The following is a 24,133-nucleotide window of genomic DNA, read 5'->3' on the forward strand; positions in this document are numbered from 1 at the left end:
TCCGAGGAACGCGCCGCGCGGTCGATTGGCATGTCGGGGGTCGTTATTCGACGCCGAGGGTGACCTCGGTGGACTTGACGAGGACCTTGACCGCGGAGCCTTCGGCGAGGCCGAGGTCGTCGGCGGCGGCGCGGGTGATCGAGGAGGTCATTTCGTCGCCGCCGTTGAGGCGGACGCGGACGACGGCCATGGCCTCGCCGAGGGTGATAGCGGTGACGGTGCCGTCGAGCTGGTTGCGGGTGCTCAATTTCATGGGGCCGACCCTACGCCGGGGGACACCGGTCGAGCGGTATTTGCTGCCGCACCGAAATGCGGTCTGATCAGGTCTTATTCCGCGAATGCGGCGGGGCGGAGGGAACAGTTCCGAGACTGAGGATCACACGCCCGTCCAGGACCGTGACTGCGGATTCGAACCCCGATCGGAGACGGAACCCCTTGTGCGCAACTCAGGCCCGGAGCTGATGAGCTCCGGGCCTGAGTAGCGAGTCGGGTGGGGATCAGCCCTTGACGCCCGGGAGGGCGCGGACGCCGTGGCGCTTGGCGGCGTCCAGCTTGTCCGGGTTCTCGTCGAGCAGCTTCAGGATCGACGGGGCGATCTGGGTGGTGGTGACGGCGTCGTTGACGACGTCCTTCTTGACGCCACCGCCGAAGACGACCAGCGGGACGTCGCGGTCGGCCGGGTTGGCGCCGCCGTGCTCGGCGATCTTGCCCTTACCACCGGTGTAGACGGTGCCGACCTGTGCGACGCCGACCAGGTCGGGGTGGCGCGGGTCATTGGCGGGGGCGCCCAGGTAGTTGGCGGCGTCCGCACCGGCGTGCACGTCGGTCAGGCCGGACTTGGTGTACGCCTTGGCATTTCCGTTGATGTCGTTACCGGTGCCGTTCTGGGCCAGCAGGAACTGCTTGGCGAAGTCGGCGGCCTCCTGCGAACGGTCGCTGAGCCACAGCAGCATGGCGTCGTCGTCCACGCTGAAGGCGACCAGGTCCTGCTTGGCGTCGGCGTGCTTGGCCTTCCAGGCCGCGTTCAGGGCGGTGATGATCGGGGCGTCGTCGATGCGGGTCAGGTCCGCAGGCTTGGTGGGCGACTGGCCGTGCTTGGCGGAGAGGATGACGGTGGTGGACTTGTCCACGCCCTTGTTCTTCAGCTCGGCGAGCAGACGGGCCAGCTGGCCGTCGACGTAGTCCAGCGCACCCGACAGCAGCGGACCGGGGGTCACGCCGTCGGCCTCGTAGCCACCGGTCTGGCCGTCGGACTTCGGCAGCTTCTGCGCGACCGAGACGGACTGGAAGTTCATGCCGAAGATGGCCGGCACGCCGACCTGCTTGGCGCCGGAGTGGTCCTTGCCGTCGATCTCGTTGAGAACGGCCTGCACCTTGTAACCGTCGTACTGCTGGGTGGACTTGTCGTCCTTGGTCCAGTCCTGGCCCGCGATCGGCGAGTTGGAGTTGACCTCGGGGGTGAACAGGTCGTCGATCGAGTTGCCGGACTTGCCCTCGAGGATCGAGTAGGCCGGGTGCTTGTCCGACCAGGCGGTCAGCTTGCCGGCGGCGTGCAGCACGTCGAAGACCGAGTTCACCTGCAGGTACTGGCTCGGGTAGACCGGCTTGCAGGTGGCCGGGTCGACCGGCATGGCGGCCGGGTTGAGGACGGTCGCCGGGTTGCCGGTCATGCCCAGGATGCTGCCCGGCAGACCCGACAGGCCCTGACCGGCGTCGAGCGCGGTCTGGTCCTTGTCCATGGCCTCGGTCATCGCGACCTCGGCGCCCTTGGTGGCGTGCGCGCAGTCGGTGGTGCCGGCGGGCAGCAGATCATGGTTGAAGGTGTCGTCGTAGTAGACGCCCGACTGACCCGCGGTCGCACCGGTGAACTGAGCGACCATGCCCGGGAACGAGTCCGACGGGTTGGTGGTCTGCGCGTGGGTGTACTGGAGGCCGTTGTTGGCCATGGCGGCCAGCGCCGAGTTCGGGTGCTGCTTGATGTACCAGGCCAGATCGGCCTGGTGCATGCCGTCGACCGAGATCAGCAGGACATGATCCTTGTCCTTGCCGCCCTTGTCCTTGTCGTTGTCGGGGCCGGCGCTGGCGATGCCGGTCGCCGTGCAGGCCAACGCGACCGCGCCGACGGCGGCAGCCACTCGAATACTCTTGCGGGACATGGATCCTCCTCATCCGACGGCACACAACTCTTGTGCCGCAGCTCTCTACACGGCACGTGCGCAGCACGGACCGGAAACATGTGGGGTTGTTACGGGATCGGCGAAGGGTCAGGCGTCGTAACCGGTTGCGGCACTGCGCACTTGGCCGACATACACCGAGGAATGGTTGTAGGCGAGGATGGCCTGGCGCCAGCCGTTCGCGGTGGATAGATCGCCGCCAGCCGCGCACAGATAGCGGCCCGCAGCCAAGGCGGCGTCGTCGATATTGTCGGGGTTACCCGAAAGATCATTGGTGGCAACAGGTTTGGCGGCTTGCAGCGCGGCCGCGAGCGCCTGATAGTCGGCGCCGGCGCGCACACCCCAGTGCTTCCAGGTGTCCGGGATGAACTGGAACGGCCCCATCGCCCGGGCATAGCCACCGTGCCCGGACTTCGGATCGAGAATGACGGCATTACCGGCGGTGCCGTTGAGCGGCACCCCACGGATCGGCGGCGCCACCAGCCCGTCCGGCGCGATGGTGGCCCCGCCGAAACGAGCGTGATTGCTTTCCACCCGGGCGATTCCGGCCAGCGTCGTCCAGCCGAGATGACATCCGGGCTGGGCCTGTGCCATCACGACGGTCGCGTACCCGTACGCCTCGAGCGCCCGCAGCGGAATGCCGTACTTGTCGGCCCGCGGCCGCGCCCACGCCTGCAACTGATCGATCTTGGCGGTCACCGCGTCGAGCCGGATGGCCGGAACCGGGCCGCCCGCGCCCGGGGCCGCCGGGGCGGGATCCGGCGCTGCGGAACACCCGGCCACCGCGACCGCGGTGGCCGCGACGACCAGGGTCAGCCGTGCCCCGGCCAACCGTCGGCCCGAACCGTACGAGTTCGTCATCATCTGCCGAAATTCACTGTCGCAATCGAGATTTCGTTCCGGTCCGCTAGCCGCAGGGGTGCACGGCGGGCGGGGCGACCGGAGCCTTGGACGCCGGGGGCGCGGCGGGCGCGGCCGTGGCGGGCTTCGAAGGCGCGGGAGCCGGCGGCTTCGCGGTTCCGGGGGCCGGGGCGGGAGCCGGCGGCTTGGGGGCGGCCGGTTTGGGCGCCGCGGGAGCCGGTGGCTTCACGACCACGGGCGGATGGGGCACCACGGTGATGATCGGCGGACCGTCGTGCAGCTCCAGCGACACCGGCTTCGCACCGACCGCCGGAATCACGCAGGTCGGCGAGGCGGCGGGCGGCTGGGTCGCGGACTGGACCTGGACCGTCGTCACCGGCGCCGTGGTCGCGGCGGGCGGCTGGGTGGTCGCGGGCACCGTGGTGGTGACGGCCGGCGCGGGGGCCGTGGTGGTCGCGGGCGGCGTGGTGGTCGCCATCGGCGTCAGCGAGATCACCGCGGACGTGGTCGGCGCGGGAGTCGTTGTGCCGGTGCCTGGATCGGGTGTCGTGGTGGTCGCGGGCGCGGTGGTCGCCGGCGTCGTGGTGACCGGGACGGTGGTCGTGGTGACCGGAACCGTGGTGGTCGAGTTCGGGTCGGCGGTCACCGTGACGGTCGTGGTCCCCGGATCCGTGGTGTACCCCGGATCGGTCGTGCTGGTTCCCGAATCGCCGCCGCCCAGGGTCAGCGACGCGCTCACGTCGACGGAGATGCCCGGCATCTCGGTGGTCGTGGCGGCGTCGGTGGTCGTCGTCACCGGCGTATCGGTGGTCGTGACCGGCGTGGTGGTCGGGTTGTCGGTATCCGTGGGCGCGGCGTCATCGGTCGTCTGCAGCGGCGAGTCCGCGGCGTCGAGGGTGGTGCCGTCGCCCGGTACCGGAGAATCACCCGGCGTCGAGCCGTCGGTGGAATCGAATGCCGCGGTGGCGGTCTGGTCGTCGTAGCTCTGCGTCGCCGGGTCGGTTGCCCCGACGGCGGTGGCGCTCGCGGCGGCGGCCGGGCTGTCGCCCCGGGTGTCGGCAGCGGCGACGGCACCGACGACCAGGCTCATCATGGCCGCGCCTGCGGCCACCTTCGTCAGATTGCGACGCAGGCGCGGCGCGATGCTGATGCCCGTGATCCACTGCCACCGTTCGGAGCTTTCGATGAAGGGCTGCTCCGAGGCGTTCGAGTGGTCGAGTTCAGGCGCGTTGTTATCCAATGGTGTCCCCAAGTGAATTCGTCGTCCACCATGAGTCGCCGCGTCAATTAGCTCTGCGGGCAGCGAATTTCAGCGTTCACTTTTCCCGGACCTTCTCAGGCGGGAATCAGGAACCTCATAGCGACGAAGACTGTGCAAGGCGCCCGAGCGGAACGCAACTCCCGCCAGACAATAAGACAAATCGGACATCACTGCTCCGCAACAGGGCAGCGGTAGCGCCGGACAGGCACTATGAGCCGCCTTAGCCATCAAGAGAATTCGCAGCAAACGGCCGCCAGACCGTTCCCGGCCACCCGCCGACCGCCGCCCGGCCGTCCGCCGAAACCACTGCCGACAAGCGACTTCCAGACCGCCGAGAAACCCGGTAGCACCGCCCCGGACCTGCCGACAGACACAAATTGTCACGCCATCCCGACGGGTGAATATGCCGTGTTTACAGGTGAATACGAGACATCTTGGCGGTGACGAGACAATCGCCGCCGTTCACGAATGTTTAAGCTGGCAACCGGTGTGATCCACCCGACATGGCGCCGATACTGTTCGGCGGGTAAAAGTTCTTGAGCGAATCTGTATTGCGTGGCCAATGAATTCGCCAGCTCGTGACGATCGATGGAGAGGCCGCCGTGCAGATCACCGCAACCCCCCTTGCCCACCCCGAGGCCCGGCCGGCCACGAAACGGCGCAAGGCGGGTCAGCGCACCTGGCCCTGTGAGCGACCGGAGATCGGCGTCTACCTGCGCCGCCGCCGTGAGGCGCTGGGGCTGACCCAGGAGGAGGTCGCCCTCGCCGCCTCCACCACGCTGTCTTCCCTGCGCAAATGGGAAGCGGGACTGCGCAATCCCTCCGTCGAGGGTCTGGCCGCCTGGTGCCGGGTGCTCAATCCCCCGGACTGGATGCTGCGCAAGATCACCTCGCTGGCCCTGGGCGGCCTGGACAACCTGCGCGCGGAGATGTCGCCACCGGTGGTCGGCGCCGACGATCTCGACCACCTGGAGGCGTTCTCCGGCCCCGCCTACTACCTGGGCTTCCCGCAACTGGACGTGCTGGCCGCCAATACCGCCGCGCGGCAACTCGTTCCCGGATTGATCCCCGCCGACGTCGGGGCGGATCGCCCCGCCAACGTGGTCGAGTGGATCATGACCGAGTCCGCCCGGGAGCTGGTGGTCAACTGGAAGGACACCGCGATCCGCGCGATCCACGCGCTGCGGGTGATGGGTCCCGGCACGGTTCCGCAATCGCGCCTCGACGAGATCTTCAACTCCTGCTATTCGCAGTCGCCGGTGGAATTCAAACGCTTCTTCACCACCGACCCCGCCGAGACGTCCGACAGCGACGACCTGATCATCCGAAACCCGTTGTCGGGCACCGTGGAACGCTATACGTACCGGACCCTCCGCCCGATGGGCCCGATGCGGCCCTACGAACTCGTCCAGCTGGCCCGGAGCACCACCGCCGGTTAGGTCACCGAGTCGAGCGAGGAGAAGACGACCACGTTGGACTCGTAGCTCTTGGCGGCCTGGTCGAAATTGCCTCCGCAGGTGACGACTTCGAGTGTCGCACCGCCGCGCGGACCGAAGACCAGCTGATCCGGGAATTGCGATTTGAGGTACATGCGGACGTCGGTCACCTTGAAGTGGGCGGTCTTACCGTCGGCGCGGGTGACGTCGATGATGTCACCGGGCTTGGTCTTCTTGAGCGAGAAGAAGACTCCCTCGCCCTTGTAGGAGTCGACGTGTCCGAGGATCACGGCCGAGCCTTCCTCACCCGGCGCGGGACCCTTTTGATACCAGCCTGCCTGCTGATAGTCGGCGGGAACCTGCACCGAGCCATCGGCATTGAGGCCCACCGAGATCAGCGAGCCGGTGGCCTTGATCGAGGAGATCGCGAAGGACACCGGAGTCGAACGAGTAATCGCCGCAGCGGTTTTCACGGCGGTGGTCGTCAGCGGTGCGCTGGTGACAGCCGCTGGATGGGTGTCACCCGAGGACGAGCAGCCCGCCAGCAGCGCGGTGATCGCCACCGCGCAGGCGAGCAAGACCCGGCGAGATCGTCCCAGTCGCAGGGTATTCCGGCCCGATGGGATCATTTGGCGCTCACCTGCTCGGCCATGCCGCCCGCACCCGTCTCCGGGGCGCCCTTGGGGATCACGTAGCCGCCGGCCGGAACCTGGTCGGTGACCGCGGTGCCGCCGGGAATCCCGGTGGTCGCGCCGACGGGAATCGTCATGCCCTGCACGGTGTCCGCTCCGGCCGCGCCCGCCCCGGCGACCACCAGATCGACACCGCCGAGCCCGCCGCCCTGCACGTCGCCGCCGATATTCGTGTTCCCGCCGACCTGGGCACCGCCCCCGACGTTCCCACCGACCTGCACACCGCCACCGACTTGCGCTCCCCCACCGGCATTCCCGCCGATCTGGGTTCCACCACCCACCTGCGCACCGCCGCCGACATTCCCACCGATTTGCGTACCGCCGCCGATCTGCGCACCACCACCGGCATCCCCGCCGATCTGGGTTCCGCCACCCACCTGGGCACCGCCACCGACGTTGCCGCCGACTTGCACACCGCCCCCGACGTTTCCGCCGCCCTGGGCATCCCCGCCGCCCTGGGCACCGCCGCCGACATTCCCGCCGCCCTGCGCGTCCCCACCGACTTGCACACCGCCGCCGAGGTTTCCGCCGCTTTGTGCGCCGCCGCCCACCTGGGCACCACCGCCGACATTCCCGCCGCCCTGCGCGTCCCCACCGACCTGAACGCCGCCACCGACATTCCCGCCGCTCTGGGCGCCGCCGCCGACCTGCACGCCACCGCTGGTGTTTCCGCCGACCTGGGCACCGCCGCCCACCTGCACGCCACCGCCGACGTTCCCGCCCGGAGCGGCGCTGGTGGTCGCCGGAGGTGTGGTGCCGCCCCCGGCCTGCACCCCGACGCCCACCTTGACTCCCCCGTCGCCGACGCCCACATCGACGCCCAGGCCGATGCCCGGGGCGGGAGGGGTGGTGGTGGCGGGGTCGGCGGAGGCCGACGATGCGCACAGCGCAACAGCGGCCGCGGCGAGCGCGGCTGCTGTGAATGTCCTTGCCGACATTGTGAATTCGCTTCCAGAAGTTCTTGTTCGACTCTCTTCCGTCGAATGGACCGGGCGGTGTGTTACCCCGTATCGGCCCGGATTCCGAAAGTTAGCGGCCGTGCCGGAGCATTCAAGACTGGACGTTTGCACAACTCCCTAATGGGCAAGCCCCGAGACGCCCCGATCCCCTAATTCGCGCCACTCGCCACCGTGGCGGCCTGCCATGTGAATCCGTCCGGATCGGTGAAACGCGCGGCACCGCCGCCGATGACCAGGCGATGCGAGCCACTCCCGTCCGAGGACACGCCGGCGTCCTTGGCCAGCGCGCGCCGCTTGTAGAGCGCCAGCTTGACCGGGCCGGACGCCTCGAACTCGACATACATCGGCCCGAAGCTCTTGCCCACGGTCAGCCCGTGCTCGACATAGAAGCGTTTGCTCGCGCCCACGTTCTCGACCCCGAGCAGCAACACCAGGGACTCGAAGCGCTTGACGGCCGGGCCGCTGTTCTTCTTCGACGAGGTCGCCACCTTCCAGATGGCCCCGTCGGGCGCCTGCACGACGCCGCCGTATCCCCACATCGACTTGGCCGCCGGTTTGAGCGAGGTCGCACCGGCGGCCAGCGCCGCGTCGAGGTAGGCGTCGGCATCGGCGGGCTGGGCCACGGTCAGCGAGAGGGTGAAGCCCCGGAATCCGGAGCTGGGCTCCTGCGCGACCCGCAGTCCCAGGCGCGTATCCAGGCCGAAGGCGGCCGCGTAGAAGTCGGCGGCGGCCTGCGCGTCTGCGACATCAAGAGTGATGTTTTCAATGGAAGTCATGTCCGCAACGCTAAGTCGGGCACGCTGACCAGCGCTTCTCGATTCCTGATCACTTCCCGCCGCCGCACCCGGACTCAGGCCGCCGGGAACTCCTCGACCGCACGCACTGCCTCGGGCAGTTCGATGTGATCCTCCGGGTAGGCCCCGAGGTGCCCGCCCGCCGGCAGGACCGTGGCCACCGCGCCGAGCTCACGAACGAAGATCCCGACATGCTCGAGCGGCTCGGGGGCGTTGACCGGATCGTCGATGGCCTGCAGCACCCGGAACCCGTTGGCGGCGGCCCGAATTCGCGGCCAGTCGAAGCCACCCTCGAAGAAGGAGGCGAGCAGGTCGTAGCCGACCTCGTGCGCCGACGCCGACACCAGCACCACGCCCGCGAAGACGCCCGCCTCGGGATCGTGGGATTCGAGCAGGCGCAGCACATTCACCGCACCGATGCTGTGCCCGACCAGGATCGTGTCTTCGGGCTTGCCGGATACGGCCGCAGTCAGCGCCGTGCGCCACGCGTCGCGTTCGGGGGCGTCGGGGCGGGGCAGATTGGGGATGACCACGTCGTGGCCGAGACGGGTCAGTTCGGCGCGAAACGTGGGGAACCAGACGCTGTCCTCGCGGGCCTGCAGGCCGTGCGACACCACGATGTTGCTCATGAAGTAACTCCTAGATCGACTGTGGAGAACCGAACGTGGCACGCGCGCCTGTCATTCCCCTGGCAGCGACCTGGACCGGGGATCGCCGTGATCAGATACCCCCGAGGGGTTACCAGCCAGGCGGCGACTATGCTGGCTGACGTGGCCGACCAGCACGTTTCCCGACGAGCCACCGGAGTCCTCCGGTGGCTGGGTGTGCTGGCCCTGCTTCTCGGCATCGCGGCCATGCACGTCGGGGTGTTCTCGGCGGCGACCGCCGGAGCACACGACATGTCGACGGTCGCGGCCCACGATCTGCGGACGGCGACCACGTCCGATGCGACCGAGCTCGCGTCGCAGACGGTCGACCACTCCCTGCGGGGGCTCCTGTCCGCCTCCGCCATGGGCAGCCATCCCTCCCCGATCCATATGCAGCACGCGTGCGAGGTATTCACTCTCGCGACCGCCGCATTCGCGCTCGGCCTGGTGCTGCTCGGCTGGTTCACGCGCGTATCGGACGCCGATCGACTGCCCGGTCCAGGCTCCCGGCGAACCCACCCTGAGCGGGCGCCACCCTGGACCGTGCCGTCTCTGAGCCAACTCTCGATTCTCCGCATCTGATGGATATGCGCGCCAACGCGATTCATACATCGCGCCGGCACTCCGCTGTGCCCGCTCGCCGACGCTGTGCCCGCTCACACGATTCCGGCGACGCGGCTCTCGATCCCTCTCGAATCCAGGAGATTTCGCATGTCCTCGAACGGTTTTCGCCCACCCCTGACCCGCCGCGGCTTCTTCGCGCTCGGCACCGGCCTGGCCTCCGCCGCCGCACTCGCCGCCTGCGCGCAGGATGCGCCGCGCACGCCCGCGCCGGTGCGACCCGACTCCGACGCGGTTCGCGCCGCCGAGCAGGCCCGGCGGGTCGCGGGCGCGGCCACCCGCGACGTGGGGTTGCGCGCCGCGCCTACCACCGTGGATCTCGGCGGGGTGCAGGTGCGGACGTGGGCCTACGGTGACGCCTTGCCCGGCAAGGAGATCCGGCTGGCCAAGGGTGAGGTACTGCGCGCCGAACTGACCAATGCCCTGCCCGCGCCGACCACCGTGCACTGGCACGGGCTCGCGCTGCGCAACGATATGGACGGCGCGCCCGACCTCACCCAGCCCGCGGTCGCACCCGGCGGCAGCTTCCGCTACGAGTTCACCGTGCCGGACGCGGGCACGTACTTCTTCCACCCGCACGTGGGCGTGCAACTGGATCGTGGCCTGTACGCGCCGCTGATCGTGGAGGATCCCGCCGACGGCAAGGACTACGACCTGGAAGCCGTTGTGGTGCTGGACGACTGGCTGGACGGAGTCGACGGGCGCGATCCCGACCAGCAGCTGCGCAAGCTCCAGCAGCAGGGCATGGGTGGGATGGACATGGGCGGGATGGACCATGGCGGAATGAGCATGTCGGGCGATCCGAACGCGCCGCTGGGCTCCGACGCGGGCGATATCACCGACTACCCGTACTACCTGCTCAACGGCCGAATCGGCACGGACCCGGTCACTTTCACCGGCCGCCCAGGGCAGCGGATGCGGCTGCGCATCATCAATGCGGCCTCCGACACCGCCTTCCGCATCGCCGTGGGCGGTCACCGGTTGCGGGTTACGCACAGCGACGGCTTTCCGGTGCAGCCCGTCAGCACCGACAGCCTGCTGCTGGCCATGGGTGAGCGCTACGACGCCGTCATCGATCTCGCCGACGGCGTCTTCCCGCTGGTGGCATCCGCCGAGGGTAAGAACGGCCAGGCCATCGCGTTGATCCGCACCGGCGGCGGCGCGGCACCGGCGGCCGATGTCCGTCCGGCCGAGCTGTCCACGCCGCCGCTCACCGGTGACAAGTTGGTCGCGGCGGAATCCGTGCGACTACCCGCACGCAAGCCCGACCGCATCCTGGAGGTGGCGCTCGGCATGGGCAAGGGCAACTATGTCTGGACCATCAACGGCAAGGCCTTCCCCGACCACGACATGCTGAATGTGTCTGCGGGCGAACGGATTCGGTTGCGCTTCGCCAACCACACGATGATGTTCCATCCCATGCACCTGCACGGCCACACCTACCAGGTGGTGAATCCGGCGGGCACCGGCGCGCGCAAGGACACCTCGATCGTGCTGCCCATGCAGACGGTCGAGGCCGACTTCGACGCGAACAACCCGGGACAGTGGATGATCCACTGCCACAATGCCTATCACGGCGAAGCCGGCATGATGAGCGTGCTGTCCTATACGTGATACGGGTGGCCGCCCAGGGCGGCGGTGTGGACCGCGACGCGGGAGCGCGACAGCCGGAGGTTGGCGCGCTCCTGATCGGTCAGGGTGTGCCGGGCACGGGCACGGCGGACCGGACCGGCGAGCACCGACAGCACGGTCAGCGGGGTGTTGTTACGGGGGAATGCGATGACGGCCATGATGAAACTCCTCCATGGGAGATAAGGGCCTACCGCGAGAAACTCTGATTAAAGGCGCGCGAAATAGGAACGTCGGGAAAAGCCGACGAACGGATTCGAATCAAGCGGCAATCAGAGTGCGGCAAGCCGGGAACGAGAATTGTTTTCGAACCGGACTCGGATACGGACTATCGCCGGACTTCATGTCGTCTCCCACCTCCTTGCCGCCAGGGCGCACGGGGGCGCCACATACCTTGATACGCAGCAACAATGGGGAGATCGCAGCCCCGAAACCGGTGGCGCGGGCACCCCTCTCGTCAGAGCTTCGGCACTGTACGACGTGATCCCGCGAGGGGAAGCCACTTCGGGTGACCCCTTAATCCGGGGAAACCTGTCCTAACCCTGGGCGTCTCTCGACGTCGTCGGATCAGTGGCCTGTGTTCGTACAGGAGCCTCGCCTAGCGAGGTGCTGACGAACCCATACTGGCCGGGAATCGCCATAAAGTCAAACAGCCGGAATTCGACGAAGGGCCGGCCCGAATATCGGACCGGCCCGTACCCCGGATCGAATTACCCTACGTGGACCGGAGATTCGGTCAGCGTGGTGCGGCGGACCGCGCCGGTGCCGACGGCCTCCAGGTTCTCGGTGCCGTGGATCACATCGGTGAAGGCGCGGGCGACCGTGTCGTCGTCCAGTGCCCGTTCACAGCGCCGAGCCAGCTCGAAACGATCCTCGGCCGGGTATTCCAGTGGCTGCAAGGCGATTTCGGCGACGACGCCCTTGGAGCGCAGCACTCGCCGGATGGAGTCGCCGAGCGAGTCGACGCCGACGAAGCCTGGGACCGTGGACAATTCGCCGTTTCGGTCCAGGTAGCGCAGCCGCATGGGCTGGATCGGCGTCCCCGAATCGACGGACGCCTGGAACAGTGCCGGGCGCAGGGTGCCGTGGGCGCGACCACACCAGGTGGTGCCCTCCGGGAAGAACGCCACCCGTTCCCCGGCGGCCGCGCGACGGGCCATGGTCTCGATGACGGCCGGAAGTGCCCGCAGCCGTTCACGTTCGATGGGGATCACACGCACCCGCTTGGCGACGTCGCCGAGCATGGGCCAGTCGATCAGGTCGGCGCGGGCCACGAAACTCATGGGCTCGACCACGGTCAGCGCGACGATATCGGTCCAGCCGACATGGCGGGCGGCGATCAACAGCCCGCCCTCGTGCGTGGACTCACCGCGATTGTCGACGATGCGGACCCGAATTCCGCAGCAGGCCAGCAGGGCTCGCGCATAGCGGCTCTGCAGTCCGGCACGGCGGCGGCGCGGGGTGACGAAGTGGGCGAGCGGGAAGCTCAGCAGCACCCCGGCGACACCGGCGATGCGGGCGGCCACTCGCAGCGTGCCGGCCTCATCGGGAGCATCGACACACGAAGGGCCACAGGGGCTGTGCGGCATCCAGGCGTGCGCGTCCGCCTCGGCGGGCGGACACGACAGCGAACCGGCGTCAGGGGAAAGAAGAGCAGGCATCATGGGGCATCACCGGGCGTCCAGGCTGTTGGCCGCGCCCTGTAGGCGCTCCAGGTAACGGGTATTGATGGTCGAAAGTCCGAGCAGGGCCACGAAATCGGCCACCGCGAAGTCGGGGTCGTGCGCGGGCTCACCGCAGATCTCCGCACCCAGGCGCAGGTAGCCGCTGAGCAGCGGGGGCAGCTTCGGGCGGGCCGGGGCGGTCAGCTCGTCGAGGGTGCGACCCTCCACCACGACCGGGTTGTACGGGCGCACATGGCGTTCCGCGTCCAGCGCGTGCTTCTTGAGCAGCATGTCGCGCACACCGCGCACGTTCACGCCCGGCTCGTCCTCGGGGTTCATCTGCATGGGCACCGAGACGCAGCCCATCACCCAGTCGTATCCGGTGAGCTGGATGTAGTGCAGGATGCCGGCCCACATGAGGGTCAGCACCGAGCCGTTGCGGTGATCGGGCACCACGCAGGCGCGGCCCATCTCGACGATCCGATTGCCGACGGGATCCAGTGCGGCCAAATCGAATTCGGTGGCGGTGTAGTAGCCGCCGGCCGCGGTGACCTTGTCCGGCGGCAGCATGCGGTAGCAGCCGACGAACTGCTCGGTGAGCTCGTCGCGCACCAGCAGGTGATCGCAGTGGTCGTCGAAACGGTCGGCGTCGAGGCCGGTTCCGTTGTCGGGGATGGTGAATCCGGGCTCATTGGCGAACACCTGGTAGCGCAGGCGCTGTGCGGCCTCGCGATGCTCGGCATCGGAGGAGACGACCAAGGAGTACTGGGACCGCCCGGACGTGCGGGGCGCTTCCGGAACGGACTTCGGCGCGGCTGCTAGCAGGCTGGAATTCGACGCTGCCATGGCTGTCATACGCTTGATCAAGCCAGTCCCAGACTGCGCTGGAGCGACTGCCGGATTACCTGCCGATGCCAGTCCGGTGAACGCGACGCAGACCGCACCGGGAGTTCATCCGGGCGCCTCGAAACGTTCCCTACCAGGACAAATGCTCGTATCCTGGCTGGGTACCGGCGAGGCCGGAGGCCCTGAATCGTGGTGCACAAGCGCCCCGCGAAACGTGGAAGAGGCAAGACTACGCCCGCCCCTCGGGGCCCGCACCACGGGGTCCAGCCCCCGATACACGACGCGTCCGAGCCTCGGAAGAACGGTGCGGTTCAGCCCGGAGAACCAGTCGGTTCAGTCCCGGAACAGCAGCGCCGAATCCCCGAATTCGTGCCACAGATACCCGGACTCCAACGCCACCCGATACGCCTCCCGCACCACCCGCGGCCCCGCCACGGACTCCAGCAGATGCAGATGCGACGCTCCCGGCGCATGCCACCCGGTAATCAACCCGTCCACCGCCCGCGCCGGACGTGACCCGTCGAGCACCAGATCCGTCCACCCCGCCACCGCCCGCACCGAACCATCCACGCCCACGGCGGATTCGAGCGCCCGCGTCACCGTCGTCCCCACCGCGACCACCCGCCCACCGGCCGCCCGCGTCGCATTCACCAGCCGCGCCGTCATCTCCGGCACCGCGAACCGCTCCGGACTCGGCGGCTCCCCCGCCTCCGGCGACGACACCCCCGTATGCAACGTGATCGGCGCAAACCCCACCCCGCCCGCCACCAACTCCGTCACCAGCGCCTCGGTGAAAGGCCGCCCCGCACTAGGCATCTCGGCACTCCCCGGAATCAACCCGAAGACAGTCCGGTAATACGACGCCGACCACCGCTCAGCCACATACGAATACGTGACCGGCCGCCCGTGCTGCGCCAACAACGCCCGCACCTCCGCTCCCGCGCCAGAAGCGGCGGATCCACCGGTACCGGTGATGTGGGCCACCCAGAGGCGGTCCGAATCGGGCAGCCAAGGTCTGCGCAGCTCGGCCAGGTGGTCGGCTGGGAGATGCACGCGCGCACCCGGTTCCGGTCCTTCTCGGCGCCACGGCACACCGGCCGGATCGCGCAGCTCGACCACCCAGTCGCCGTCGTCGAGCCAGGTCGAGAAGTGCAGGACTGCCGCGTCGCCGTTGTAGTGCGCGTCGACCGCCGCATTGATCATGGCGGAGTTGTTGACCACCACCAGGTCGCCGGGGAGCAGGAAGGTCGGCAGTTCGCGGAAGCGGGCGTGGGTCAGGGTTGCGGCGTCGGCGACCATCAGGCGGACCTGATCGCGCTCGAGTCCACGGGACTCGGGCGGACGGGTGGCCGAGAGCTCGTCGGGGAGCAGGAAGGCTAGCTCTTCCATGCCGAGTGTCATTGCGTCACCTGCATTTCCGAGGCGAGGTATCTGCCGCTGGGCGGCCGCGAATCGAGGAGGTGCAGGAGGGCGGGGACGACCGATTCCGGTTCGGGGCGGTCGGAGATGTCCTCGCCGGGGAAGGCGGCCTGGTGCATTTCGGTGCGCATGTCGCCGGGGTCGAAGCTGTAGATCCGGAGGGCGGGGTTCTCGGCGGCGAGGACGTTGGTGAGTTGGTCCAGGGCCGCTTTGGAAGCGCCGTAGCCGCCCCAGCCTTCGTAGCCGCCGACCGCGGCGTCGGAGCTGATGTCCACCACGGCACCGCCGGAGGCGCGCAGCGCCGGCAGGGTCAGTTGCAGGATCGCCAGCGGGGCAATCACATTGGTGGCGAGAACGGATGCGAGGTCGTCGAGGGGGTAGCTCTCCAGGGCGGGCAGTGGGCTGGGGCCGAGGCTGCTGGCGTTGTTGAGCACCAGGTCCAATCGGCCGGTGCCGACTGCCGCCGCGATGCGTTCGCGGACCGCCGGATCGGCGACATCCCCCGCAATGGCAAGAGCGCGAGTCGCGGACCGTACTCCTTCGAGTCGGTCCGCGCCCCGCGCCACAATGATCAATTCCCAGTCTCGGTCGGCGAGCGCGAGCGCGACCGCTCGGCCGAAGCCCGCCGATGCCCCGGTGATCAGGGCTCTTTTCTTGTTTTCAGGCATACCGCCATCGTGAAACCTGAACTTCACTCGAGGTCAAGGAGTTTCTCCCGGAGCGAATCAGGCGTTCTCCCGGGCGAAGCTGCGCGCGGCGACGACCACCAGCACCACGGTCACCGCGAGGGTCACCGCGCTGCCGATGTAGACCTCGTGCGCCCCGAAGTCGCCACGGAACAGCGCCCGCGCGGCATCGACGGTGTGCGAGAACGGATTCACCTTGCCGATGTTCTGCAGCCATTTCGGTCCGACCGTGAGCGGTAGGAGGATGCCCGACAGCAGCATGATCGGCACCGATACCGAGTTCAGCAGCGAGGCGAGGGTGTCTTCCGAGCGCGCCCACAGGCCCAGCGCGTAGGACGCGGCCGCGAGACCGCCGCCCATGATCGCGATGAGTACCAGTGACAGCACCAGTCCGAGCGGGTTGGGCCGCAGACCGAAGGCCACGGCCGCCACGCCGACCAGCACCAGCGCCTGCACGATCAGCACCGTCATATCCTTGAGCACCCGGCCCAGCAACAGTGCGCCGCGCGGGGCGGGCGTCACCCGCTGCCGTTCGATGACACCGGCCCGTAGTTCGGCCACGATGCCGAAACCGACGAACAGCGCGCCGAACAAGCCGGTTTGGATGACCAGGGCGGGGGTCAGGATCTTCCAGGGATCCGCGCCCGGCCCGAACGAGGACGAGACGCCCTTCACGAGTGGCCCGAACAGCACCAGGTAGATGATCGGCTGCATCAGCCCGATGATCACCCAGACCGGGTTGCGCAGATTGGCCCGCAGTTGGGACCAGTAGATCAGTCCGGTATCGCGCAGGAATGTCATGACCGGTCTCCTTCCCGGAGCGAACGCCCGGTGAGCGTGAGGAATACGTCGTCGAGGCTGGGCCGCTTGACCGTCAGCGCGCCGGGCCGGATGCCCTTGTCACCGAGCGCGGACAACAGCGGAACCACCGCGGCGTCACCGTGTTCCACGGTCAGATGCACGAGACTCTTTCCGGCAGGGGCGTTTTCGGTGCGCAGCCGCGAACGCAGTTCGAGCACCTCGGCCGCCACGTCCATGGCGAGATCGGCGGTGGCGGAGTCGATTTCGAGGCTGATCACGTCACCGGAGATGCGCCGCTTGAGCTCGTCGGGGGTGCCTTCGGCGACGATGGTGCCGTTGTCCATCACCAGGATGCGGTCGCACAGCGCGTCCGCCTCCTCGAGGTAGTGGGTGGTGAGGACGATGGTGGTGCCCTCGTCCCGCAGTCGCCGGATGTGATCCCACAGGTTGGCGCGACTCTGCGGATCGAGCCCGGTGGTGGGCTCGTCGAGGTAGATGAGGGTCGGGTGATGGACGAGCCCGAGCGCGATATCCACGCGCCGCCGCTGCCCGCCAGAAAGCTGACTGCATTTGCGCCGCTCCAGGCCGTCGAACTCCAGCGCCTTGGCCAGTTCGGCGGCATTACGCCCGGCCTCGGCCTTGGACAGCCCGAAAAGCCTTGCCTGCAACACCAATTCGTCGCCGACCAGCTCGTTCTCATTGGTCGATCCGCCCTGGGGCACATAGCCGATGCGGGAGCGCACGGTCCGCGGCTCGGCCCGCAGATCCGCCCCGACGACCGTGGCTTCCCCGGCGGTCGGCGCGAGCAGTGTCGAGATCATCCGCAGGGTGGTGGTCTTGCCGGCCCCGTTGGGACCGAGCAGACCGATGATCTCCCCGTAGTGCACGTCGAAGTCGATACCGGTGACGGCTTGCACGTCACCGGTTTTGGTTTTGAACGTCCGGGCCAGCCCGCGGACCCGGATGACCGGATCGGTGGGTGCACCGCGGACGGGTGATGTCGTTTCCACGTCTCAACGGTAGAAACGACAACCCGTTTAGTCAAGCTTGAGTATTAAAACTTGATTAGCTGACCGGCGGCGGCACCACCACGCCGCCCATGAACCCCGACCAGGCATCCAACTCGCCGCTCTCGATCCGCCCCAACGTCGCGCGCGACCACTCCAGATCCGCACGCACATGCGCGGCGGCCAGCCGCAGCGAATCGGCGACATGATGCGGAATCGCCTCGCGGGGATCGCCGCTGCCCGCCAGGATCCGCGCGATCTCGGTGTCGAAATACAGCAGATCCGCCTCGAACTTCAGGATCCGACTGTTCAACGCCGCCACCACCTCCGGCTTCGCGGCCTGCGGAAACAGCGCCACCGCAGCGAAATACGGATGCTTGACCATGTCCGCGGAAAACAACGCATCCCGCAGCATCCCCGCGAACTCCTTCTCCCCATCCCCCGTCAGCCGATACGTCCGCCGCTCCGGCCGCGCCCCCTCATGCCCCACACCCTCCACGGAAATCAACCCATCCCGCTCCAACGTGTTCAACGCCCCATACACCGACCCAGGCTTCACATTCGCCCAGTTATCCGCATCCCAGGACAACAGTTCACGCCGAACGTCATATCCGTGCACAGGCTGCAGCAGCCGAACCACCGCCAGCACCAGCAACCGGGTTGTAGGAAGAGCCATCTTCGCAGGTTAGCGCGAAGCCCGGGGCTCACCGAAGCCGGTGAGACCCCGCGCGGCAATCAACCTCCCGTGCACAGGAATCCGACCGGCTCGCCGTCGCGCGGCACGTCCTAATCCTCGGACAGATCGAATCGATGCACCGCGATGCGCTGGTTCTTGCCCATGGCCAGCACCAGATAGTCGATCCGCACTTCGTCATGAGTGAGAGCCGATGCGAGCGCAGGACGGTTCGACAGCACCTGACGCAGGTCGGGATCCACCCGGACCATTCCGTGCACGAACGCCCGTGAGCCCTGCTCCACGCGTCGCCCGTCGAAGGCACGAACCTCGCGGTCGAAGTGATCCGGGTCGTCGAGATCGACCACCACATCGACCACCAGCAGATGATCCGAACCGACGAGGCCGATGAAGTCCACGGTGCGATCTCGACGCGGCCAAGCCTCGTCGCCTCCGGTGAGAATCTCGACGCCTCGCTGTTGCAGATAATCGGGGCCGATAATCGCCCGCAGCTGATGCGGAGCGCGCGCGACGTTCTTGTCCGCCTCTATGATGCGGCGCTCGAGCGCGACGAGTTCCGCCCACGTGGACAGCGGCTGAGTCCGGAAGTTTTCGGCCGCATAACCTTTCAACCCCAACGCGCGGACATCGGGCAGCTCGCCACGATTGTCGTGGATGGTCTCGGCACGCAGCTCGAACGGCAGCCAGACTCCGAAGACGTCGCGAATGACCGTCACCACGTGTCCGGCCAGTTCCTCGTAGCCACCGAATTGCGCCGGCCAGGCGAGTTCCCGGACCCAGTTGTCACCTTCGGGCTCGCGCCAACCCCGCGCCGCCAGGAATGCTTCCTGATCGGGTGACATCTGATCCTCACCTTGGAGGCCGCCCCCGTTGGCGGGAACTTCGCACTGCATCCCACCCGAGTTGCGCACGAACTGCGCGCACCAGTGCTTGTCGGTCGTCAAGACCACGGCACCGCCCTCGGACAAGTTGAACATCGTCCATGCGAGCGCGGCGGTAAACCAGTCCCACGCCTCGGCTTCCAGCGCCGCCGGGTCCATCTGCTTCGGCGATCCTGCCGAACGACTGCGCCCACGGCCCCACAACTTGCCGATCCCCACCCGAAAACTCCTATCGCACATCGAATCACCGGGACCATACCCGGACAATCCGACAGCGTTGAGTCAGGCGCGTGCGGCACTCCGAACGGCGACGAGCTCCCGCCGGCAGCGTCGGCGGGAGCTCGTTCAGTGCGATCGCGGGTCAGGCCGCTACGCGGTCCTTGTTCGGAGTCTTTGTGGCGCGGGGCTTTTCGACCTCGTTGAAGCCGGGGCGGGCGCTGCCGATGAAGGCGACCAGCCAGGAAGCTACGGCGGCGAAGCGGTTGCGGAAGCCGACGAGGTAGAAGAGGTGGACGGCGAGCCAGGTGACCCAGGCGATCAGGCCGGTGAACTTCACCTTGTCGTTGATCTTGGTGACGGCGGCGAAGCGGCTGATTACGGCCATCGAGCCCTTGTCCCAGTACTTGAACGGGGTGGCGGCGGGCTTCTTACCGCGGATGATGTCGGCGACGTGGCGGCCCTCCTGCATGGCCACCGGCGACTGGCCGGGGTAGCCGTTGAGGAAGGTCATGTCGCCGATGGCGAAGATGTCGGCGTGGCCGCCGACGGTGCAATCGGCATTGATGAGAAGCCGTCCGGCACGATCGGTCTCACAACCGGTGGCCTCGGCCAGGATCTGCGCGAAACCGCCCGCGGCGACGCCGGCCGACCACACCACGGTCTCGGCGGCGATGCCGCGCTCGACACCGTCCTTGCTCTTGACGGTGACCTTACCGTCCTCGATATCGGTGACGAAGGTGTCGACCAGGACCTCGACGCCACTCTTCTCCAGCGACTGCTTCGAATACTCCGATAGCCGTCCGCCGAAGGGCGGTAGCACGACGCCCGCACCCTCCACGAGAGTGACCGTATCCTCCAGGTGGAAGTACCTTTTCGCGAGTTCCTTGAGCTGACCGGCCACCTCGACGCCGGTCGCGCCCGCACCGACCACCACGAAGCTGAGCAGGCGGCGGCGGGTCTCCGGGTCGGCGTCCTTGGCCTGCTCGAAGACGCGGGTGATCTGCGCGCGCAGGGCGCGGGCGTCATCGATGGTCTTGAGCGAGAACGTCTTGTCCGCGAAATCGTCGCGGCCGAAGTAGGACTGGTTGGCGCCGGTGGCGGCGATCAGCTTGCCGTAGCGGATCTTGCGCGGGCCGTCGGCCGTTTCGTAGGTGAGGACCGCGTTGGGGGCGTCGATCGAGGTGACCTTGCCGAGGCGGGTTTCACCGTTGCGGTGCTTGCGCAGGATATTCGCGATGGGTGGCGCGATCTCCTCCGCAGCCAGCACACCGGTCGCTACCTGGTAGAGAAGCGGCTGGAAAAGATGCTCGGGGGTACCCGAGATGAGGACATAGTTGACACCCGACTTGTTCAACTGCTTGGCGGCGGCAAGACCACCGAAGCCCGAACCGACGATGACGACATCGGCGGTTTCGATATCCGCCTCCACGTTGCGCATGACTGCTCCCTTCTGTCATGACTAACCGCGATTCGGAACGTCGTTGTTCCAGGTGTCAGGGCGCATAATCTAGATGACTCTTATCTACGTTGATCATGAATTGGAGAATTGCCGTGGAGCTGCGCCAACTGGCCTACTTCGTGGCGGTCTGCGAGGAGCTGAGCTTCAGCCGGGCCGCGAGCCGCTGCTTCATCTCGCAGTCGGCCATCAGTCACCAGATCGCCAGGCTGGAACGCGACCTCGGCGTGAACCTCTTCGAGCGGTCCACAAGATCGGTCGTGCCCACCGACGCGACCACTCGGCTACTTCCCCTTGCGAAGCAAATGCTGAGCCTGGAATCCGCCATTCGCGCAGCTGTACGGGCCTCCGGCCCACGAATTCGCCTGGCAGCCAATATGAGCTTCGCAACAAGATCGCTCTCGGCCATCGCCGGAGCACGCGAGGCGCATCCCGGCGCGGAGATCGAATTCGTCATCAAGCCCTTCCGCCAGCGCATTCAAGCCGTAGCCGACGGCGACTGTGATCTTGCTCTCATCCGGGGCAGCGTGGATCAGCCCGGCCTGACCGTCGAGAAGCTCTGGGTCGAGGATCCGGTCATCGCCACCTCCACCGCGCACCCCCTCGCCCAGCGCGGCGGCGACGCCACCCTCGCCGAATTGAGCACCTTCCCGCTGCTGCTCCCACCCGAATCCGAGCAGGTCCTGCTGCACAACGTGGTCCGCGGCGCCTTCGCCGACCTCCCCTCGGGCCCGGTCTTCGGCCCGCCCATCCCACCCGACCACACCGCCACCATGGAACTCATCAACCGCCCCGACGCCTGGACCATCCTCTACGCCGACACCCAGACCGAAGGCATCGCCACCCTCCGCCTCACCGGCCACCCGCTCCGCATCCCGGTCTCCGCCGTCACCCGCAGCGAGGGCCGCACCTCCCCCATCGTCACCACCCTGTTGGCCGCCCTGCACTGCTCCTAACCCGGATGCGCGGCCGCGTAATTCGCGAGACCTGCCGCGAAGGACTCGAACATCGGCTCGAGCATGGAACGCACGAAGCGCGCCTCGACGGGTACGAGCGCCGCGGCCGGATCCACATGCACCTGCCAGGTCAGGGTGCAGTGCTCGGCGTCGAGCGGCGCGAACGAGATGTCCTCGATCATGCGACGGGCCAGCGGAACCGACATGGCGTCGGCACCGAAGGTGAAGCGTGTCGCCGGTTCCCAGGCCAGAAACCGCTCCCGCACGGTGATCCAGCGCAGGTGGATATCGCGAATCGCGCCCGCCGCCCGGGCATTCGAATACCAGGTGGTTGCCCGATAGCCGCTCGCCCAGCGGGTCTGCCCCTCCCCGGTGGCGAGAATGTCGAAGGTGCGCGCGGCCGAGGCCGCCACCGTGCGCTCGCTGCGCAGATGCAGGCGCATGGCGTCGATGTCGCCGAGACCGCTGGGCTGTAGCGCGAACATCATTTCGCCGCCACCAGCCGCCGGGTCACCCGGATGGTGCTGCGGCGAGGAAGGATTCGCGGTAGACCCGACGAGAACGCATTGGCCAGGCCGGATACGACACTCGGCGGTGGAGTCTTGCGGTCGAGGGCGCGCAGCGCGGTCGCCACCACCTGTTGCGGGGTCTGACGGCTGCCGACGCTGGCGGCTTCGCCTGCCACGTCGAAGAATTCGGTGTCGGTCGCGCCCGGGCAGACCGCGAGTGCCGTCACTCCCGAGCCTTCCAGTTCGCCCCAGAGCGCCTCGGTGAAGGAGAGCACGAAGGCTTTCGTCGCGCCGTAGACGGCCATGAAGGGAATCGGCTGGAACGCGGCGGTCGAGGCGATATTGACGATGACGCCGCGATCGCGGCCGACCATGGGCGGGAGTGCGGCATGGGTCAGTTCCGCGAGGGCGGCCACATTCACCGCGATCTCCTCGCGGACCTTCGCGGCCGCGTGGTCAGCCAGCGCGCCGTGGGTCGCGAAACCCGCGTTGTTGATCAGGATGTCGATGGGGTTCGCCGGATCCTCGAAAAGCGCGGCCACGCTGGACAGTCCATCGGCCGACGCGAGGTCCGTGGGCAGCACGCGTACCGAGACGCCGTGCGCCGCCTGCAATTCCGTTGCCAGTTCTCGCAGCCGCGACTCGCGCCGGGCCACCAGGACGAGGTCGCAGCCGCGAGCCGCCAGGGCGGTGGCGAAGGCCGCGCCGATTCCGCTGCTCGCGCCGGTCACGACCGCTGTCGCCGGATACCAATCCCGCATGATTCCTCCTAAGTGAACAGGTGTTCAGCTATGTATACTTAACAGCTGTTCAGTGATCGATGTCAAGGAGGAAAAGTGGCGGAGACCCGTCAGCGCCGAGCCCGCGGGCAAGGAGAACAACTCCGCGCCGAACTGGTGTCGGCCGCGATCGATCTGCTGCTGCAACCGCAATCGCTGGCCGCGCCGTCGCTGCGCGCCATCGCCCGCGCCTCCGGGGTCGCACCCAGCGCGGTCTACATGCACTTCGCCTCACAGGACGAGCTGAACTACGCCGTCACCGCGGAACTGTTCGATCGATTGCGCACGGCGCTGGATACCGCAGACCCTGTCGACGCAGCGCCCGACCGGCGCATGCACGCCCTCCTGGACGCCTACCTGAACTGGTCGGAAAACCAGCCGGGCGCATATCAATTGCTGTTCGAACGCCCCGACCCGCTCGGGTCGGAGAGCCAGGGCCCCGGCCTGGACTTGCTCGACCGCATCGCCCGACTGCTACCCGGTGACGATCCCGAGGCTCACCGCGCCACGGCCCTGCGCATCTGGTGCGCCGTGCACGGAGTGGCCTCGCTGCGCGTCCACAAGCCGACCGCACCCTGGGCCTCGGACGCCCGCGCCGACGCCTGGGCACTGGTTTCCGGACTGCTCGCCGAGCCCTGATCACGCGCCGCAGCACGTGAATTCACACGGCGCGGCATCACGATTCGACCTACGCTGACTGCGTGGGGAATGAGAACATGCGCGCGTCCGATGCCGACCGCGAGCAGATCGTGAACAAACTGCGGCTGGCCATGGACGAGGGGCGGCTCACGCTCCACGAATTCGATTCGCGGCTGCAGCAGGTGTATTCGGCCCGGACGTACGGGGAACTCACACCGGTACTGTCCGACCTACCCGCGCAACGGGTTGCCGGCAAGGCCGCGAAGGGCGAGCCCGGCAATGTCCCGGTCTGGGTCAAAATCATGTGGACGCCCTGGGTTTTCGTGAACCTGCTGGTGCTGGTGGTCTGGGTGGCCACCGGCATGGGTTACTTCTGGCCGATCTGGGTGGAAGCGCCCTGGGGCCTGGCCCTGCTCATCCCCACCACCATCGGCATCGTGGTGCAGCGCGACTCGAACCGGCGGCGCGCCGCACGCGAAGAGTTTCGGCCGCAGTAGGTTTCG

Annotated in this window: 26 protein-coding genes and 1 riboswitch; of the genes, 6 read left to right on the plus strand and 20 right to left on the minus strand. The window is 67.8% G+C overall.

Annotation, left to right across the window (positions count from 1 at the left end; translation table 11 throughout):
• Window positions 1-43: 43 nt before the first annotated feature.
• The 4 genes from ACFXHA_RS14520 to ACFXHA_RS14535 all read right to left on the minus strand — a co-directional run bounded on the left by ACFXHA_RS14520 (window position 44) and on the right by ACFXHA_RS14535 (window position 4,275).
• Entirely contained in the window at window positions 44-253 is a 210-nt protein-coding gene (locus tag ACFXHA_RS14520; RefSeq protein ID WP_379356712.1) for a molybdopterin-binding protein, read from the minus strand.
• A 244-nt stretch (window positions 254-497) separates the two neighbouring features.
• A complete protein-coding gene (locus ACFXHA_RS14525; RefSeq protein ID WP_379356714.1) occupies window positions 498-2,156 on the minus strand; it encodes an alkaline phosphatase family protein in 1,659 nt (552 codons plus the stop codon).
• A 108-nt stretch (window positions 2,157-2,264) separates the two neighbouring features.
• Window positions 2,265-3,038 (minus strand): lytic transglycosylase domain-containing protein, encoded by a 774-nt coding sequence (locus ACFXHA_RS14530; RefSeq protein ID WP_379356716.1) that lies wholly within the window; start codon window positions 3,036-3,038, stop codon window positions 2,265-2,267.
• Between the two features lie 43 nt (window positions 3,039-3,081).
• Entirely contained in the window at window positions 3,082-4,275 is a 1,194-nt protein-coding gene (locus ACFXHA_RS14535; RefSeq protein ID WP_379356718.1) for a hypothetical protein, read from the minus strand.
• A gap of 599 nt (window positions 4,276-4,874) precedes the next feature.
• On the opposite strand from ACFXHA_RS14535, the gene ACFXHA_RS14540 reads away from it, so the two are divergent.
• Window positions 4,875-5,735 carry a helix-turn-helix domain-containing protein gene (locus ACFXHA_RS14540; RefSeq protein ID WP_379356720.1) on the plus strand — a complete coding sequence of 287 codons (861 nt, stop codon included), beginning with the start codon at window positions 4,875-4,877 and terminating at the stop codon, window positions 5,733-5,735.
• On the opposite strand, the gene ACFXHA_RS14545 is transcribed toward ACFXHA_RS14540, so the two are convergent.
• From ACFXHA_RS14545 to ACFXHA_RS14560, 4 genes are all read right to left on the minus strand, one after another.
• Entirely contained in the window at window positions 5,732-6,361 is a 630-nt protein-coding gene (locus tag ACFXHA_RS14545) for a class F sortase (protein ID WP_379356721.1), read from the minus strand. The two genes, ACFXHA_RS14540 and ACFXHA_RS14545, sit on opposite strands and share 4 nt — an antisense overlap.
• Complete coding sequence (locus tag ACFXHA_RS14550; RefSeq protein WP_379356723.1) at window positions 6,358-7,362, minus strand: hypothetical protein; 1,005 nt, start codon at window positions 7,360-7,362, stop codon at window positions 6,358-6,360. The genes ACFXHA_RS14545 and ACFXHA_RS14550 overlap by 4 nt, the downstream gene beginning before the upstream one ends.
• Before the next feature lie 170 nt (window positions 7,363-7,532).
• Window positions 7,533-8,159, minus strand: a complete 627-nt coding sequence (locus ACFXHA_RS14555) for a VOC family protein (RefSeq protein WP_379356725.1) — start codon at window positions 8,157-8,159, stop codon at window positions 7,533-7,535.
• Window positions 8,160-8,233: 74 nt separating this feature from the next.
• Window positions 8,234-8,806 (minus strand): RBBP9/YdeN family alpha/beta hydrolase, encoded by a 573-nt coding sequence (locus ACFXHA_RS14560; protein WP_379356727.1) that lies wholly within the window; start codon window positions 8,804-8,806, stop codon window positions 8,234-8,236.
• A gap of 141 nt (window positions 8,807-8,947) precedes the next feature.
• Between ACFXHA_RS14560 and ACFXHA_RS14565 the strand changes: the two genes are divergently transcribed.
• Window positions 8,948-9,406, plus strand: a complete 459-nt coding sequence (locus ACFXHA_RS14565; protein WP_379356729.1) for a DUF6153 family protein — start codon at window positions 8,948-8,950, stop codon at window positions 9,404-9,406.
• Window positions 9,407-9,535: 129 nt separating this feature from the next.
• Window positions 9,536-11,059 carry a multicopper oxidase family protein gene (locus ACFXHA_RS14570; RefSeq protein WP_379356731.1) on the plus strand — a complete coding sequence of 508 codons (1,524 nt, stop codon included), beginning with the start codon at window positions 9,536-9,538 and terminating at the stop codon, window positions 11,057-11,059.
• Here the strand turns inward: ACFXHA_RS14570 and ACFXHA_RS14575 are convergent.
• From ACFXHA_RS14575 to ACFXHA_RS14620, 10 genes are all read right to left on the minus strand, one after another.
• The gene (locus tag ACFXHA_RS14575) at window positions 11,050-11,235 is read right to left on the minus strand and encodes a hypothetical protein (RefSeq protein WP_379356733.1); all 186 of its coding nucleotides are present in this window, start codon (window positions 11,233-11,235) and stop codon (window positions 11,050-11,052) included. The genes ACFXHA_RS14570 and ACFXHA_RS14575 overlap by 10 nt on opposite strands.
• Before the next feature lie 281 nt (window positions 11,236-11,516).
• Window positions 11,517-11,687, minus strand: a riboswitch (M-box (ykoK) riboswitch).
• Between the two features lie 97 nt (window positions 11,688-11,784).
• On the minus strand, window positions 11,785-12,738 hold the full coding sequence (locus ACFXHA_RS14580) for a lysophospholipid acyltransferase family protein (RefSeq protein WP_379356735.1): 954 nt from the start codon (window positions 12,736-12,738) through the stop codon (window positions 11,785-11,787).
• A 6-nt stretch (window positions 12,739-12,744) separates the two neighbouring features.
• Window positions 12,745-13,593, minus strand: coding sequence for a GNAT family N-acetyltransferase (locus ACFXHA_RS14585; protein ID WP_379356737.1), 849 nt, complete (start codon window positions 13,591-13,593; stop codon window positions 12,745-12,747).
• A 324-nt stretch (window positions 13,594-13,917) separates the two neighbouring features.
• Window positions 13,918-14,985, minus strand: coding sequence for an S-adenosylmethionine:tRNA ribosyltransferase-isomerase (locus tag ACFXHA_RS14590; RefSeq protein WP_379356739.1), 1,068 nt, complete (start codon window positions 14,983-14,985; stop codon window positions 13,918-13,920).
• On the minus strand, window positions 14,982-15,671 hold the full coding sequence (locus ACFXHA_RS14595) for an SDR family NAD(P)-dependent oxidoreductase (protein ID WP_379356741.1): 690 nt from the start codon (window positions 15,669-15,671) through the stop codon (window positions 14,982-14,984). Before ACFXHA_RS14595 ends, ACFXHA_RS14590 begins: the two co-directional genes overlap by 4 nt.
• A gap of 57 nt (window positions 15,672-15,728) precedes the next feature.
• The gene (locus tag ACFXHA_RS14600) at window positions 15,729-16,490 is read right to left on the minus strand and encodes an ABC transporter permease (protein ID WP_379356743.1); all 762 of its coding nucleotides are present in this window, start codon (window positions 16,488-16,490) and stop codon (window positions 15,729-15,731) included.
• Entirely contained in the window at window positions 16,487-17,500 is a 1,014-nt protein-coding gene (locus ACFXHA_RS14605; protein ID WP_379356745.1) for an ATP-binding cassette domain-containing protein, read from the minus strand. Before ACFXHA_RS14605 ends, ACFXHA_RS14600 begins: the two co-directional genes overlap by 4 nt.
• A 55-nt stretch (window positions 17,501-17,555) precedes the next feature.
• Window positions 17,556-18,173 (minus strand): PadR family transcriptional regulator, encoded by a 618-nt coding sequence (locus ACFXHA_RS14610; RefSeq protein WP_379356747.1) that lies wholly within the window; start codon window positions 18,171-18,173, stop codon window positions 17,556-17,558.
• A 110-nt stretch (window positions 18,174-18,283) separates the two neighbouring features.
• A complete protein-coding gene (locus ACFXHA_RS14615; protein ID WP_379356749.1) occupies window positions 18,284-19,291 on the minus strand; it encodes a hypothetical protein in 1,008 nt (335 codons plus the stop codon).
• A gap of 142 nt (window positions 19,292-19,433) precedes the next feature.
• Complete coding sequence (locus ACFXHA_RS14620; RefSeq protein ID WP_379356751.1) at window positions 19,434-20,729, minus strand: NAD(P)/FAD-dependent oxidoreductase; 1,296 nt, start codon at window positions 20,727-20,729, stop codon at window positions 19,434-19,436.
• Between the two features lie 113 nt (window positions 20,730-20,842).
• Between ACFXHA_RS14620 and ACFXHA_RS14625 the strand changes: the two genes are divergently transcribed.
• Window positions 20,843-21,703, plus strand: coding sequence for a LysR family transcriptional regulator (locus ACFXHA_RS14625; protein ID WP_379358253.1), 861 nt, complete (start codon window positions 20,843-20,845; stop codon window positions 21,701-21,703).
• Here the strand turns inward: ACFXHA_RS14625 and ACFXHA_RS14630 are convergent.
• Complete coding sequence (locus ACFXHA_RS14630) at window positions 21,700-22,191, minus strand: SRPBCC family protein (protein WP_379356753.1); 492 nt, start codon at window positions 22,189-22,191, stop codon at window positions 21,700-21,702. The two genes, ACFXHA_RS14625 and ACFXHA_RS14630, sit on opposite strands and share 4 nt — an antisense overlap.
• Window positions 22,188-22,973 carry an SDR family NAD(P)-dependent oxidoreductase gene (locus ACFXHA_RS14635; RefSeq protein ID WP_379356755.1) on the minus strand — a complete coding sequence of 262 codons (786 nt, stop codon included), beginning with the start codon at window positions 22,971-22,973 and terminating at the stop codon, window positions 22,188-22,190. Before ACFXHA_RS14635 ends, ACFXHA_RS14630 begins: the two co-directional genes overlap by 4 nt.
• Before the next feature lie 75 nt (window positions 22,974-23,048).
• Here ACFXHA_RS14635 and ACFXHA_RS14640 point away from each other — a divergent pair, with 75 nt between their 5' ends.
• Together ACFXHA_RS14640 and ACFXHA_RS14645 are read left to right on the plus strand one after the other, a co-directional pair.
• Window positions 23,049-23,630, plus strand: a complete 582-nt coding sequence (locus ACFXHA_RS14640) for a TetR/AcrR family transcriptional regulator (protein WP_379356757.1) — start codon at window positions 23,049-23,051, stop codon at window positions 23,628-23,630.
• Window positions 23,631-23,692: 62 nt separating this feature from the next.
• Complete coding sequence (locus ACFXHA_RS14645; protein ID WP_379356759.1) at window positions 23,693-24,127, plus strand: DUF1707 domain-containing protein; 435 nt, start codon at window positions 23,693-23,695, stop codon at window positions 24,125-24,127.
• The last annotated feature ends 6 nt before the right edge of the window (window positions 24,128-24,133 follow it).

Origin of the sequence: Nocardia sp. NPDC059240 (genome assembly GCF_042753865.1) — a bacterium.
Lineage (GTDB): Bacteria > Actinomycetota > Actinomycetes > Mycobacteriales > Mycobacteriaceae > Nocardia.